We start from the raw sequence: 14777 nt of genomic DNA, 5'->3' as shown, positions 1-14777 counted from the left end.
GACCAGGGCGGAACCGGACCTGCGGCCCGCCGCCCCAACCGGGTTGGCGGCCCGGCCCGGACTCCCGCGTCGCCCGTGGCCCGGCCGCACCGGGTCGAACGACGCATGACCGGTGCCAGACACGGTCGCTCTGGCCGCTACCGGCCCGGCGATGCCGGTTCGAGTGGCGGCGCTCCCCTGGATGAACGCAGCACACCTGCCCCAGGTCACGCCTGTCCGGCGGGCCTCCGGTCGGATGCGGCCGCGCGCAGCCGTTCTTCCGGCGGCCTGCGACCGGCACTCGGGGTGCCCGCTGTGTCGTGGCGCCGTTCGGGGTTCTCCGCATGTGGCGGACGCCCCCCGGCGGCTCCTGTCCGCCGTCAGGATACGGTGCGAGCACGACGGCGGACGCACCGGTGACCTCGGTGTCCGGCGCCGCGACCAGCCTGTGACCAGCTCGCACCTAGGAGTTGCATGTCCTCCCTCAGCCGCATCCCCGGGATCGTCACCACTGACCACTTCTTCCGGGTGCCGCTGGACCACGGCGATCCGGGCGGCGAGGCGATCAAGGTCTACGCCCGCGAGGTGGTGGCCGCCGGACGCGAGAACGACGAGCTGCCGTGGCTGCTGTACCTGCAGGGCGGGCCGGGCGGCAAGGCCAACCGGCCGCTGGGCCGGGACGGTTGGCTGGACCGGGCGCTCGACGACCACCGGGTGCTGCTGCTGGACCAGCGCGGCACCGGCCGCTCCACCCCGGCCACCCGGCAGACCCTGGCCCGGCGCGGCGACGCCCGCCGGCAGGCCGACTACCTGGCGCACTTCCGTGCCGACTCGATCGTCCGCGACGCCGAGCTGATCCGCCGTCAGCTGCTCGGCGAGGACGGCAAGTGGAGCCTGCTCGGGCAGAGCTTCGGCGGCTTCTGCACCCTCACCTACCTCTCGCTGGCGCCGGAGGGCCTGCGCGAGGCGTTCGTCACCGGCGGACTGGCGGGCCTGCGCCGCTCGGCCGACGAGGTCTACCGCGCGGCCTACCCCCGGGTCGCCCGCAAGAACGCCGGACACTACGCGCGCTTCCCCCAGGACGTGGCGGCGGTACGGCGAATCGCGGCGCACCTGATCGAACGGCCCGCTGCCCTCCCGGACGGCGGAGAGCTCACCGTCCAGGCCTTCCAGGCGCTCGGCATGATGCTCGGCAGTGGCACCGGCTCCTACGTCCTGCACTACCTGCTGGAGGAGGCCTGGGTGGAGGGACCGGACGGGCCTGAGCTCTCCGACACCTTCCTGGCCGGGGCGCAGGCGCACCTGTCCTTCGCGATGGGGCCGCTGTACGCCGTGCTGCACGAGTCGATCTACGGGCAGCGCTCGGTCGACGCCGGGGCCACCGACTGGTCCGCGGAGCGGGTGCGCAAGGAGTTTCCCGAGTTCGACGCGGCCGCGGCGCTGGCCGGGGACGGGCCGGTGCTGTTCACCGGCGAGATGATCTACCCCTGGATGTTCGAGACCGACCCGTCGCTGCGGCCGCTGCGCGAGACGGCGCAACTGCTCGCCGAGCGCACCGACTGGCCCGACCTGTACGACACGCAGCGCCTGGCTTCGAACCAGGTACCGGTGTACGCGGCGGTGTACCACGACGACATGTACGTGGACACGGCGCATTCGCTGGAGACCGCCGATTCGGTGGCCGCCCTGCGGACGTGGATCACCAACGAGTGGGAGCACGACGGGGTGCGGGTGAGCGGCCGCCGGGTGCTGGACCGGCTGATGCGGATGGCCCGCGGCGAGATCTAGTCGCTCACCGCGCGTGCGGGGGTTGAGCGTTCGCATGTCAGCCTCCGATCGACTGCTGGTGTCGGGGTGCCGTGACCCGGGGTCCGGGGCTTCCGACCGCCCGGCACGGATGCGGTCGGGGCTCACCGCCTGGCCGGCGGAGGCAGACTGACGGAGCGTCGGACCGGACTGCCTGGCGACCGCAGCCTGGGCTGCCGTCCTCGGCCGCCTCGGTGGCCCCGCCGGCCCCGCCGGCCCGCCGGCCTCGGTGGTGCCCGACCCGGGCTCGGAGCAGCTCCGGTCCGGCCCGGCGGTCTGCGCGGATCCGGTGCGGCATCCCGTCGGAGGCTCGGGCGGGGCCGCAGTGGGCGGGTGGAGCCGGCTTCCGGCCCGGTCGGCTCCCGTCGGCCGGTCCATTTGCACCGCCCGGTCGGGCGGCGGGAGTTCGGTTCGCTCCGGGAGTGCGGCCCCGCCCAGCCTGGTGGTGCGTTCGCGCCGGACCACCCGGAGCAGCGCCTCCGGGGCGATGCCGGAGTTCAGGGATTCGTAGAGCAGTTGGGCAAGCGTGTAGTCCGGGTCCAGTTCCAGGGCTCTGGCCAGCACGATCCGGGCCGTGGCAGGGTCACCGGCCAGCCAGGACGTCCAGGCCAGCAACGTCATCGGCGGGGCGGCGAGGTGTTCGAACGGGTCGACGCAGCGTTGGATGAGGTAGCGCCACAGCCGCTGGGCGGCGGCGAGTTCATGCGATTCGGCGTACTCGGCAGCGCGGTCCCGGCCGAGCTTGTCCTGCAGGCCGACCAGCAGGCGGGCGGTGCGCGCCGTGTCGAGTTCGCGGGCGCCGCGACGGAACTCGGCCATCGCTTCGGCCAGCAACTCTTCTGTGCGCCCGACCGTCGCGTGGCGGCCGCCGGGGCCGGCCAGCTCGCGGATGAACGGCGGCCCGGCGTCCTCCAGGGCGCGGCGCTGCACCTCGGACAGGGGCGGGCCCACCGCGGCGAGGCCGGCCACGATCGCCTTTCGGCTGCCTCGCGGGGCGAGGCCGGCGAAGGTGGCCGCGGCGGCGAGCGGGCTGGGCTGGTGGGCGGCGCGGACCGGAGTGCCGTCCGGCGGACAGCAGTCGACTCCGGTGCACAGGAAGGACCACCAGCGGCTCGCCGAGACGCACAGCGACTCCTTGACGATCACCTGCTCGCCCTGGAAGGCCTGGGTGAGCGCGGCCGCCAGCGGGCGCAGCTCCGCCAGCACGGCCTGTGCCCCTTCGGGTAGGGGCGTGCCGTCGGCGGGATCACGGCAGAGGTACAGCAGGACTTGAACGGGCCGGCGGTCGCGCTGCTCGGACAGCTCGACCAGCAGCCTGGCGGTTTCTTCGGCGGTGCGCTCCCACGAGGCCGGATCAGCCGGGATGTCGATCCGGATCACTCCGCCCTGGTCGAGTTCTGGGCCCTGCAGGCCCACCGCGACGATGCTGTAGAAGTTCCCTGATGCTTGGGTGTGTTCCAGCGCTCAAGGAGGGGTGTCGTGGCGGGGTGGCAAGTGGTGTTCGTGAGGGACTGGCACGTGTGGGGGCCGATACCCAGCGATGGAGTATTAGGAGTTCGGGATCTGAAGTCGGCAGTGGATCGGATTGGCTTGCGGCCGGGTGATCCGGTGTTCCTTCGTCCTGATTTCCAGGTGGATCCCGATCTGCTGAAGTTCGTGTTGTCACCGGCATTCCGGGGTCTCGAACGGTCAACTCGTGGGGATTACGCGACGGATATCCGCTTGCTGCTGGACTGGCTGTGGGATCGGGGTGTGGCATGGTGGCAGGCCAGCGAAGCTGACCTAACCGCATACCGGGAGTGGCGGTGTGATTCACCGTTGAACCCGGCACGGATCGGTGGCGCGAAGTGGAACCGTGAGACCGCCGCCCTGACGAAGCTGTTCAAGTGGGGAAAGGTTCATCCGCTGCCCGTGGATTCCGGTCGGCGTGAGGACAGGGCGGCGAACGCTCGAAATCGGAACGTGCGGTGGCTGACACCGCGGACGTGGCGCCACTGGATAAATCTGGGGCTTCGCGGGTATCGGACCGATGGAACTCTGCGGCCAGGCTGGGACGGGCGGACCGAACTGCGGAACACCGCATTCGTGCAGCTCGGGCTGAGTTCGGGGTTGCGCAAGCAGGAGATTAGTGGGCTGCTGACGCTCGAACTGCCGACGCAGCGGTTGCGGCGGGGCTTGTACTCGCATGGCACGGTCCCGTGGGCGCTGACCCGCTCGAAGAAGAGCCGGGTGTTCTACGGCCGGGCGGACGCGCTGCAGCAGGTGACCGCGTACCAGGAAACGGAGCGGGCCTGGGCGGTGCGGCAGGCTCAACTCAAGGGCCGCTACGACAGCCTTCCGGGGATTTGGTTGGTCAACGACGTGACGCGCGGCCTGAGACCGCAGGTCACGTGGGGGGATAGGGACGGCACAGCGGGCCGGGCGGAACTGGCCCGGCTGGACTGGCGGGACCGGCAACGGCTGTTCACGGAGGGACCGGACGGACCGGAGCCGTTGTGGCTGTGGCTGACCGAAGAGGGCCTGCCGATGCTGCCCGACCGCTGGAACACCGTGTTCCGGCTGGCGAACCTGCGGTGCGAGAAAGAGCTGCTGACCGCGCGAGAGCAGGAAACGCCCCGGCATCTTCGCTCGGCCGAGGCCCGCAGCCGCGTGCCCTGGGCGATCCCGCACGGCACCCGCCACTCCTTCGCCTTGTTCATGCTGATCGTGCTGAACGACTTGGTGGAGCGGAAGTACGGGCTGACCCCTGATCAGCGGCGGGACTTCGCCAACCTGTTCGGTGATCCGTGGTGGCTAGTCGCGGAGCTGTTGGGCCACTCGGACGTGGAGACGACGAAGGACCACTACCTCTCACCGGTGCGGCACATGCGGCTGGAGTCGATCCTTGCGTTCGACGAGGACGACGAGGTGACTGCCGGGGCGGGGGATGCGGAGTCGCGGGTGACGGGCCTGTTCGCGCGGTTGGCGCGGGAGACCTCCGGCATCCAGGACCTGGACGCGCTGATGGACCCCCACCCGATGTCCGCAGGCCGTGACGCCGAGCTGACCGGCGACGAGGAGGGGCAGGGATGAGCCCGCGCGGCCACAAGGCGGTACCCCCGCCGGCGGACTTCCAGGCCGCACCCCGCACTGACCCGACGGGCCTGCGGGTCACCGTGGTCAACAACCGGGGCCTGGGGAAGGTGTTCGACTTCGCGGATCTCAAGGTCCCGCGCCCGATGCAGCTGTCCCTGGCGACTGTGTACGCTGGCCAGTCCGCTGGCTGGAACTCCCATGCCAGCGCGAACAGTTACTGGAATTCGCTGACCATGTTCGCCACGTTCCTCGAAGCTCAGGAGCATCCGGCTCAGGACCTGGACGAGCTGTCCGCACCGACGGTCGATCTCCTGCGGCGGAACTTCCTCCAGGCCGCCGGCACCCGCATTGACCTCGCGAACCTTCGGCGTTTGCTGGGGCGCGATCCGAGGCTGGCCGGTGGACCGGTGGCCGAAGTGCTGGCCCGGCCGGTCCGCAGGGCGCCGTCGACCCGCACGTCACTGGAGGATGACGAGCACGAGCAGTTCAAGAACGCCGCGCGCGCCGAATTCCGGGCCGGATTGCTGCGGATCCGCGAGAACACGGCCCACCTGGAGCGCTATCGCCGCGGAGAACTGGCCGAGGGCAGCCGCGACTGGAAGATAGGCCGGGTCCTGGACCATCTCGCCGCCACCGGCGATGTGCCCCGCACCGTCTTGCCGAACAGCGCGGCCACAGTGACCAACGGGCGGTTGCTGGGCGGGGCCCATCCGCTGCGGACGTGGGGCCGGCTGTTTCCGACCCGGTCCGAGATCATCGCGCTGGCGGTGCTGATGACCGATCAGTGGGGTTGGAACCTGTCGATGTACCACCGCGTGCCGGTACCGGTGCGGACGCCGTCGGCCGGGGAGAGCGGCGTGATCACCTACCAGGTCCAGGTCGAGAAGCACCGCGCCAGGGAGGGACGCTGGTGGGACACCGAGAACATCACCGACTCGGGGGCCGGCTCGGACGGGCGCCTGATCACACAGGCACTGGAGGCCACCGCCCACGCCCGTGCCCTGGTCACCCGCCTCGCTCCCGGCACCGACCTGCTCATGACCTACCGAATGACCCACCTGGGCAGGAACCACAACGACCACGACCGCTCCCAGCCGGTGGGCCCCATCGGTTTCGGCATCACCAACTACGGCGCGCACGCGTGGCGCAAGCGACACGGGCTGGCGAGATCACCGTTCCAACCGCTTCGCCGCACCACGGTCGTCGAGGACGGCCGGCCGCTTCAGCACAAGCAGAGAACGCACGAGAGCGTCTACGTCCTGCCGGACCAGCGCGTGCAGAAGCGGTCCAGGACGGTCATCGCCGCCGGCGCCTTGGAGGCCCTTCAGCAGGCACGCGACCTCACCTTCAAGGGGCACCTCGCAAACCAGCCGGACTTCGCCCACCAGGAGACCGTCTCCGCCGACTGCGCGGATGAGAAGACCAGCCCCTGGCCCGCGCCCGACGGCGGCTGCGGAGCCGGTTTCCTGGCCTGCCTGGGCTGCGAGAACTCCCGTGTCCACACCGGCCACCATTCCCGCCTGGCCGTCCTGCACCAGCAGCTGCTCTCCCTGCGGGGCGTCTTGCCCGGTCACCACTGGGCCACCCGGTGGGAGGAGTTCATGCACCGGCTGGAGAACCTGCGAGAACGGGTCGGTGAGAGCACCTTCGACCACGCCGGCCAACGCGCGACCGAACGCGACCACATGATCGTCGACCTCCTCCTGAAGGGAGAACTGGACCGGTGACCAGCCCCGATCTCGTCCCCGCCGACGACCCGTACATCCTGCGCGCCCCGCTCCCCGACGACTTGGTCGTCCTGCCGCACCGGATCAGCGCCGGCAACACCCACGCCAACAACCGCGTCCGCGATGACATCTGGTCGCTCGGGCCGCTCATTGACCGGCCCGGACAGGTCCTCACCCGGATCCACTGGAAGAACTGCCCCGCACCGCTGCGGAAGGAGTTGACGACCCTGGCATGGACCATGCTGAACGGCGAGCGCCGCCCGACCATGGTCCAGCAGGCGGGTAAACGGGGCACTCTCTCCACCTACAGCAACGCGAGCGCGCGGATCTGGATGTGGATGACCTGGGCCCGCTGGCTGCACCGGCAAGGGGTGCACACGCTCGCCGACGTCACCGGCGTGCACTGGCGGCCCTTCACCGACACCCTCCGGTCGAGGGGAGTCAGCCGCCGCACGATGGAGAACTACCTCTCCCTCCTGTCGGAACTGTGGGAGTTCGACCAGCTCACCGCACTGCCCACAGGAATCCTCCGGCCGCCGTGGGACATCGAAGGCGTCGACGACTACCTGCCCGAGGAGAAACAGGAAGGCGGCCGGGAGAACACCACCGAACCGCTGGCCCCGAGTGTGGTCGGCCCGCTGCTGGTGTGGGCGATCCGCCTCGTCGAGGACCTCGCCGACGACATCCTCGCCGCCTGGGACGAACGCACCCGCATAGCCAGCCGGGCACACTCGAACCCCGCCACCCCCGAAGGCCACGCCGCCCTCCACACCTACGTGCAGAAACTGCTGGCCGATGCCGCCCCGCTGCCAACCGCCACGACCCGCGGTCAGACCGGTGCGGCTCGCCTCTACATCGCCGACCTCACCGGCGCCAGCCTCAAGCAGGTCCACTGGGCCTTCATCAGGTACGACCTGGTCAGCGTCGCAGCCCAGCGGCCCGGCCCATGCCCGCTGACCACGCCGGTCACCGGTCTCATCGAGGGGCGGCCCTGGCGGACCCGTATCGACTTCGGCGAGGCCGAAGACCTGTGGCGCCATCTGGGCACAGCCGCCGCCGTGATCATCATGTATCTGACGGGCATGCGCCCCCAGGAGGTGCAAGCGTTGCGCTCCGGGTGCTGCCCCGACCCCTCCCCGGGCTCCGACGGCGCCAACCGCCACCTCATCAACAGCGAGGTCAGCAACCCCACGGACGCCGAGAACCCGGACACCGGCGAGGCTGACGTGGACGCCGAGGAACCCCATCTGATCACCGGCCGGCACTACAAGTCCGTCAGGGGCGACGACGGAAACCACATCAGCAAGGGCGAGATCCGCACCGTCCCCTGGGTGGCGATCACCCCGGTGGTCAACGCCATCCGCGTCCTTGAACGCATGGTTCCTCCTGGCGAGCTCCTGCTTAGCTCCACCCACCACGACACTCGGCGGCGCACGAACCCCGGCAGCCTGACCCTGTCGGCGCTCGCCGAGCGGATCAAGGACCTCGTGGCCTGGATCAACCAGGAGGCCGCCGGCCAGGGCCTGCCGGGCCAGACGGTCCCCGCCGACCCGCACGGGCCGATCAGCCCCAGCCGCTGGCGGCGCACGCTTGCCTGGCACGTCGCCCGGCGCCCGGGCGGCCTGGTGGCCCTGGCGATCCAGTACGGGCACATGCGGGCCTTCCTCGACGCCCGCACCTCCGCTGGCTACGGCGCCCGGGGACGGCGCGGCATGCACAGTGTCCTGGACGTGGAGACGGTCCTGGCCACCGCGGACACGGCCGCGAACCTGCGCGACGCCGCGGCCGCCGGCGAGCGGATCTCCGGCCCGGCCGCCGGCCGGGCCCTGATCGACGCCGCCGACACCCCGCGCTTCGAAGGCGCTCTGCTGACCGCCCGCGCCACCCGGCAGCTGAACCAGATGCGCGGCCACCTGCTCTACGACAACCCCGACAGCTTCCTGATCTGCGCGTTCAAAGAGGACAACGCGTTGTGCGGGCCGGACGCGGGCGCCATCGCCCCGCTGCCGTTCGCCTGCCAGACCGGCTGCGGCAACGCGGTCCGCACCGACGCTCACGCCCAGGCTGCCCGAGCCCACGCCGACCGCCTCGAACAACGCGCCGCGTACGTCCCCGGGCCGATGGCCAAGGCCCTGCACGCCGCCGCCGCGAAGTGGCGCGGCGTTGCCGACACCCACGACGCCACCGCACGAACCGCCCAGGAGATCCTCGGATGAACCCCGACCAGACCGCCCACGCCGCCGAACGCGAACGGATCAAGGAAGCCATCGACCGCCTGTTGGCCGGCGCCCCGACCCGCTCCAGCGGCAGCCTCACCGTCGAGGGCCTGGCCGTCGAAGCTGATGTCCACCGCATGGCCCTCTACAAGCGCCACGCAGATCTCCGCGAACTCTTCAACGAACGCGTCCGCACAGAGACCCGGCAAATGCCGGAAAGCGAAAAGCGGCTCCGCAGGGAAAACGCCGCGCTCCGGCAATCCCTTAAAGACGCCAGGGTGGCCGCAGAAGAAGCCCAGTGGGTCGCGGACCAGACGGTCCTAGCTGCAGCAGTCCTCATCTCGAAAGCCAAGATGGCAGCAGGATCCAAGGATGATCAGACAATGGGAAATGTGATCCCCCTAAGGCGGACTCAATCGAAGATCGACAGTCAATAGGTCACACTCGCCGCAAAAACCAAAATCGACTACTGTCATAGCTCTGCCCACAAACTTCCTTGACCGTACTCTCGGGCGACCAACTGGTTTCTTCATCCAGTTGACCCTGAATTTCCTATGAAATTCCCCTCGCAGAACCAATCGTCCTCAGAGAGAGTCAAGAAAGTTACGCCCTCCCAGCCGTTGAGCTGCGACTTGAAGCGAGTTTCGGCTTCCTCCTGAAGATATTCACGCACAGCATCCGAGCCCACGGCACGCAGGAGTTTCTCAACCCCATACTGGATATTGCTGACCAACCTGTTCGCCTGAGTTCCGAAAGTCCGCCCCAGCTCAAACAGATCAAAGTGGTGCTTCACCCGGCTGACAGTAATCTGATCCCACGTATCCGGCGGATCGACAAAGAAGTCGAGTGTGGGTTCTGCCGTATGCACTACTTTGGCACTTAGCCATGGGTCATCGTCGATACGGTCATAGTAGGGATGAATTAGTACCGACTCCGGAGAGTTCGGCACGAAGCTTCCCTTAAGATCATTGCAGTCCTTGCAGGCTGGGACCAGATTTAGGGGGGTCACACACAGCGCCGGATAGCTCGACTTTGGCAAGTGGTGATCCAGCTCTCGAACAATCCCGTGCCCGCAAAATGGGCAGCGCTCGTGAGCTGGGGCAGCCATCAGTGCGTCGTAGATTTGGCGCCCAGCCTTGTTTTTAACCATGCCTCGGGCATAGATGACCCTGTGGGCCTCGTCGTCACCGAATCCAGGAACCCTGAAATCCTCCGCCTTGAGACCGAGCAGGGAACCTTCAGCGGCTGCCTTTTCGAATCTCTGCGAGGCCGCACTAATGTCCGGCGCAGCAGCTGCCAGCAGTCTCCGATACGGCCTCGCCGGCTTTCCAGGCTTTTCACGCCTATCTTGAATGCTTCTCGAACATGCCAGATAGCTTTCATCGGCCGTAACGGAAGGAGGATCAAGGGGCCACATCAGGGCCGCCCCTCACGCGATGTCGTGGCCAGAAGCACACGGACAAGGCCCTTAGCTTCGCTTCCCAGCTGCCCGTCAAAGTGATCGACTACTGCCCTGTAGCTACCGAGCCGCGCGACAGCCTTCCGCAGCTCGTGGTGGAACCCTGATTCCATTACCTCCAAGCCGAATACTTCGTGCGTCAAGATTCCCACGTTCTCGCCGAACGTCTCGATAGTGGGCCGTTCGGGGGCCCTGAAGTCATCCCAGCCAGTGATTTTCCAGACACAGAGCTTGGGCACCTCTTGCAATACGACCGGCGAGTGTGTCGCAATGACCGCAACGCCATTGCGATTGATCAGCAGATCGGACAAAGCACGAATGAAGGCTGCCAGGAGTGGTGGATGGAGATGCGTCTCTGGCTCGTCGAGCAGAACAATAGAACCCTCTGCCACGGTCTCAATGAGTCGACTCAGAGTGAGCAAAACGATCTTGTGGCCTGCGCTCAAATCACCAAAGAGGGCAACAGATTCCTCGCGGAGACTTTCCAATTCCTCATTGTCGGCATACTCGCCACCCTGATCAATCCATGGCTCAAGAAGAGAGGATGCTTGAATTCGCTCGAAATGAGGGTCGCTTCGCAGCAGCTGAACAGCTCGCAGCCAGCGCGCCACTCGGCCGGATTCGACAATCCTGACGATACAACGGCCAAAATCCTCTGACAGCTGTGTGCCAAGATGCCGCGAACGTTCGGCCGCCTGGCCATCCAAGGAGTGCAGTCCAATGAAGGAACGGCCAATGAAGTCATCGTCAGACTCGGCATCAAGGGGCAAGTCAAACGTATCAAAGGCACTGAATGAGACAGTAATGCAGTTAGTAAAAGTCGAAGCACTCGAATTAACCATCTCGGTGCTTCCCCATGCAGTCGGCCCCGGAGCATGAATCAGCGAGAATGCAATATTCTGCAAGATAGTGGTCTTGCCGGCCCCGTTACGGCCGATCAACACATGCAGGTTAGTCGGCGGAGTTGCGCCAACTTTGACCTCAAATTCGAGAGACTTGCTAGGGTGCCCCTCGGTTGAATCCTCCAGCAGTGGCGGCGTGTACCGAAAGCGGTAGTCCGTCAATCTGGATCCGCCGCCAGCGATCCTCCGAAACTGATTTTCTACAGTTGGCCGAGCGACCGACCGAAGCAGGGAGTCGAGCGTCACGCGCTCGTTGATTGCAATCTCAAAGATCTCGGGATCAAATGCAATATCACGAAGGCCCTTGAGGATCGAAACGCGGACGGTGTCACCTAGGGACTGAATCTCCTCATAGTAGGAGTCATCTTGCCCTAGGGAGAAACATTCTCGGTCGATTTCTTGAAATGACCCAGGCCGAATTGGGCGCTCACTAGTAGTCAATCCACGCCGACCGATTTTCACCTGACCAAGAGCATTGAGATTCCCCTGCCCATCACGAAACCATAGGTCGTATGTAGCAACAAAGCCATAGTCATTCCAGCCGTCTGGCACAAGGAAAAGGCGGCGAGGCCCCGACTCCGATGGGAAACGGCGCTGGGATAGAACCTCAAACTTCATGACTCTCCAGGCTCCACTGCTGGCATGGCTGATGCGCAGTCGTCAGTCCAGCACACCGCAGGCCGGCTAGGCCAGATCGCTGCGAACCCAGATTGCCTCAGCCACAAGAGGATTGGGTTGCTCCGCTTCCACTCGGCATCTGCCGACTTGGCGGCCGCTTGCCGTTGCCCTGCCACCCAGCAGCTCGCTCATCCTGAACACACTGACTTGACAAGGAATCGTCGGGGAAGAAGCCCAGCAGGTAGGGGAGCATCTCCGCCATGTCGGCGGGGCCGCGCAGCCGGACCGGGAGGTGGCCGGGGCGCAGGGAGGGCTTGGTGGTGCGGTCGTCTGCGGTCATGGCGCACAGCCTGGACCCGTTGCCGCCGCAACTTCGGATATTTCGGCTGCCCTGTGGATAAACCGGGGGGTTCAGCATCAGCTACCCCTAATGGCGGACAATTTCTGCCCGAACAGGGCGATCTGACGGCATCTCAGCTGATGAACGCCAGGTTGTCCACAGCCTGGCATTCGCGGTCCGTCCGTGGAGCACGGTATCCATGACCTCATGCAGACGCGCGAACTCCACCCGACCACCCCAGCCGACCGCGCCGCCGTCCGGGCCGCTGCGGAATCCGTGCTGCGCAACCTCGCCGGGCCCTCCGCGACACTGCGCGAGGACCAGTGGAAGGCCATCGAAGCCCTGGTCGTCGACAGCCGCCGCGCCCTGGTGGTGCAGCGCACGGGCTGGGGCAAGTCCGCCGTCTACTTCATCGCCACGGCGCTGCTCCGCGAGCGCGGCGCCGGCCCGACCGTGATCGTCTCGCCGCTGCTCGCCCTCATGCGCAACCAGGTCGACTCGGCCGCCCGGGCGGGCATCCGGGCCCGGACGATCAACTCGGCCAACCCGGAGGAGTGGGCGGACATCCAGCAGGAGGTCGCCGACGGCAAGGTCGACGTCCTGCTGGTCAGCCCGGAACGCCTCAACAACCCCGACTTCCGCGACCACGTGCTGCCCAAGCTTGCCGCTTCCACCGGCCTGCTGGTGGTCGACGAGGCGCACTGCATCTCCGACTGGGGCCACGACTTCCGGCCCGACTACCGGCGGCTGCGCACCATGCTCGCCGAGCTCTCCCCCGGCGTCCCGGTGCTGGCGACCACGGCGACCGCGAACGCCCGGGTCACCGCGGACGTCGCGGAGCAGCTCGGCACCGGCGCCGGGGACGCGCAGGCCCTGGTGCTGCGCGGTCCGCTGGACCGGGAGAGCCTCAGCCTGGCGGTGCTGTCGCTGCCCGATCCGGCGCAGCGGCTGGCCTGGCTCGCGGACCACCTGGCCGACCTCCCGGGCTCCGGCATCATCTACACCCTCACGGTGGCCGCCGCGGAGGAGGTCACCGAGTTCCTGCGCGAGCGCGGCTACCCGGTCGCTTCCTACTCCGGGCGGACGGAGGACGCCGAGCGCCGCGAGGCCGAAGCGGCCCTGCTGGCCAACCAGGTCAAGGCCCTGGTCGCCACCTCCGCGCTCGGCATGGGCTTCGACAAGCCGGATCTCGGCTTCGTGGTGCACCTCGGTTCGCCGAGTTCCCCGATCGCCTACTACCAGCAGGTCGGCCGCGCCGGCCGCGGCGTCGACCGCGCGGAGGTCCTGCTGCTCCCCGGCAAGGAGGACGAGGCGATCTGGCGGTACTTCGCCTCGGTCGGCTTCCCCGCCGAGGAGCAGGTCCGGCGCACGCTGGACGCGCTGTCCCAGGCGGGCCGCCCGCTCTCCACCGCGGCGCTGGAGACCTCGGTCGACCTCCGCCGCACCCGGCTGGAAACCATGCTCAAGGTACTCGACGTGGACGGCGCGGTCCGCCGGGTGCGCGGCGGTTGGGAGTCCACCGGCGAGCCGTGGCAGTACGACAGCGAGCGGTACGCCAAGGTCGCCCGGGCCCGGCAGGCCGAGCAGCAGGCGATGCGGGAGTACGTGGCCACCGAGGGCTGCCGGATGGAGTTCCTGCGCCGCCAGCTCGACGACCCGGAGGCCGTGCCGTGCGGGCGGTGCGACCGGTGCACCGACGTCCGGCTGTCCGCCGAGGTGTCGGCCGAGGCCGCCGGCGCGGCCCGGGCCGCCCTCGGCCGCCCCGGCGTCTCCTTCGAGACCAGGCGGATGTGGCCGACCGGCATGGAGTCGCTCGGCATCCCACTGCGCGGCCGCATCCCCGCCGACCAGCAGTCCGAGCCGGGGCGCGCCCTGGGCAGGCTCTCCGACATCGGCTGGGGCACCCGGCTGCGCTCGCTGCTCGACGAGCGCACCCCGGACGGCCCGCTGCCGCGCGAGGTGCTGGACGCCGTGGTCGGCGTGGTCGCGGACTGGGCGCGCGGCCCCGGCGGCTGGGCCGGCCCCGAAGGGCCGGACGGCACCCGGCTGGAGCGACCGGTCGGCGTGGTCTCGCTGGATTCCTCCACCCGACCACAGCTGCTGTCCGACTTCGCCGGGGGCCTCGCCTCGATCGGCCGGATGCCCCTGCTCGGCCGGGTCGAGTACGCCACCGGCGAGCCCCCGCACGGCCCCCGCAGCAACAGCGCGCAGCGGCTGCGTTCGGTCGCCGGGGCGTTGACGCTCTCCCCGGGCCTGGCCGACACGCTGGCCGCGGCTCCCGGCCCGGTCCTGCTGGTCGACGACCTGGTGGATTCGGGCTGGACTCTGACGGTCGCGGCGCGGCTGCTCCGGCAGGCCGGTGCCACCGCGGTGCTGCCCCTCGTACTGGCCGTACGGGGGTGAGGTGGATCGGACCGAATCGATCGAGGAGCCCGGCGCTTCGACGCAACCGGACGCCAGGCTCCGTACACCGGAGAGCCTCTGCCCGTTCACGCACCGCTCACGCCGCAGTCAGCCGAACGGCCCTGTGGCAGAGCTGGGACATACCCGGCAAATAGGCGGCTCGCGAGCGGCGCTTGTCATTTCATCATTGCCGCTTGGCCCGGTGTCGCCCGAGAATTGGAAGGTATCCAGCGCCCGGTCCTCAGGACCCGG

The 14777-nt window shown here is 68.3% G+C and carries 8 protein-coding genes and 1 pseudogene; 6 read left to right on the top strand and 3 right to left on the bottom strand.

Going from position 1 to position 14777, the window contains the following annotated elements; translation table 11 throughout:
* The first annotated feature begins 453 nt into the window (after positions 1-453).
* Positions 454-1767 (top strand): alpha/beta fold hydrolase, encoded by a 1314-nt coding sequence (locus KCH_RS25490; protein ID WP_035866817.1) that lies wholly within the window; start codon positions 454-456, stop codon positions 1765-1767.
* Positions 1768-2322: 555 nt separating this feature from the next.
* On the opposite strand, the pseudogene KCH_RS47340 reads toward KCH_RS25490, so the two are convergent.
* Positions 2323-3165, bottom strand: a pseudogene (locus tag KCH_RS47340) (DUF4192 domain-containing protein); the annotation flags it as partial.
* Between the two features lie 195 nt (positions 3166-3360).
* Here KCH_RS47340 and KCH_RS25480 point away from each other — a divergent pair.
* From KCH_RS25480 to KCH_RS25465, 4 genes are read left to right on the top strand one after another with little or no spacing between them, the layout of a single operon-like run.
* Positions 3361-4857, top strand: a complete 1497-nt coding sequence (locus KCH_RS25480; protein ID WP_244305433.1) for a site-specific integrase — start codon at positions 3361-3363, stop codon at positions 4855-4857.
* Complete coding sequence (locus tag KCH_RS25475) at positions 4854-6587, top strand: hypothetical protein (RefSeq protein WP_035866813.1); 1734 nt, start codon at positions 4854-4856, stop codon at positions 6585-6587. The genes KCH_RS25480 and KCH_RS25475 overlap by 4 nt, the downstream gene beginning before the upstream one ends.
* Positions 6584-8803: a hypothetical protein gene (locus KCH_RS25470; RefSeq protein WP_035866810.1), complete on the top strand. Its 2220-nt coding sequence runs from the start codon at positions 6584-6586 to the stop codon at positions 8801-8803. Before KCH_RS25475 ends, KCH_RS25470 begins: the two co-directional genes overlap by 4 nt.
* On the top strand, positions 8800-9240 hold the full coding sequence (locus KCH_RS25465) for a hypothetical protein (RefSeq protein ID WP_035866808.1): 441 nt from the start codon (positions 8800-8802) through the stop codon (positions 9238-9240). Before KCH_RS25470 ends, KCH_RS25465 begins: the two co-directional genes overlap by 4 nt.
* Before the next feature lie 92 nt (positions 9241-9332).
* On the opposite strand, the gene KCH_RS41650 is transcribed toward KCH_RS25465, so the two are convergent.
* The gene (locus KCH_RS41650; protein ID WP_157032191.1) at positions 9333-10220 is read right to left on the bottom strand and encodes an HNH endonuclease; all 888 of its coding nucleotides are present in this window, start codon (positions 10218-10220) and stop codon (positions 9333-9335) included.
* On the bottom strand, positions 10220-11782 hold the full coding sequence (locus KCH_RS44915; RefSeq protein WP_035866807.1) for an AAA family ATPase: 1563 nt from the start codon (positions 11780-11782) through the stop codon (positions 10220-10222). Before KCH_RS44915 ends, KCH_RS41650 begins: the two co-directional genes overlap by 1 nt.
* Before the next feature lie 547 nt (positions 11783-12329).
* Here KCH_RS44915 and KCH_RS25455 point away from each other — a divergent pair.
* Positions 12330-14525: a RecQ family ATP-dependent DNA helicase gene (locus KCH_RS25455; RefSeq protein WP_035866806.1), complete on the top strand. Its 2196-nt coding sequence runs from the start codon at positions 12330-12332 to the stop codon at positions 14523-14525.
* Positions 14526-14777: the final 252 nt, after the last annotated feature.

This window comes from Kitasatospora cheerisanensis KCTC 2395 (assembly GCF_000696185.1).
In the GTDB taxonomy this organism is placed as follows: Bacteria; Actinomycetota; Actinomycetes; order Streptomycetales; family Streptomycetaceae; genus Kitasatospora; species Kitasatospora cheerisanensis.
Note: the sequence above shows the minus strand (reverse complement) of the source record. Positions and strands in the feature narration are given on the sequence as shown.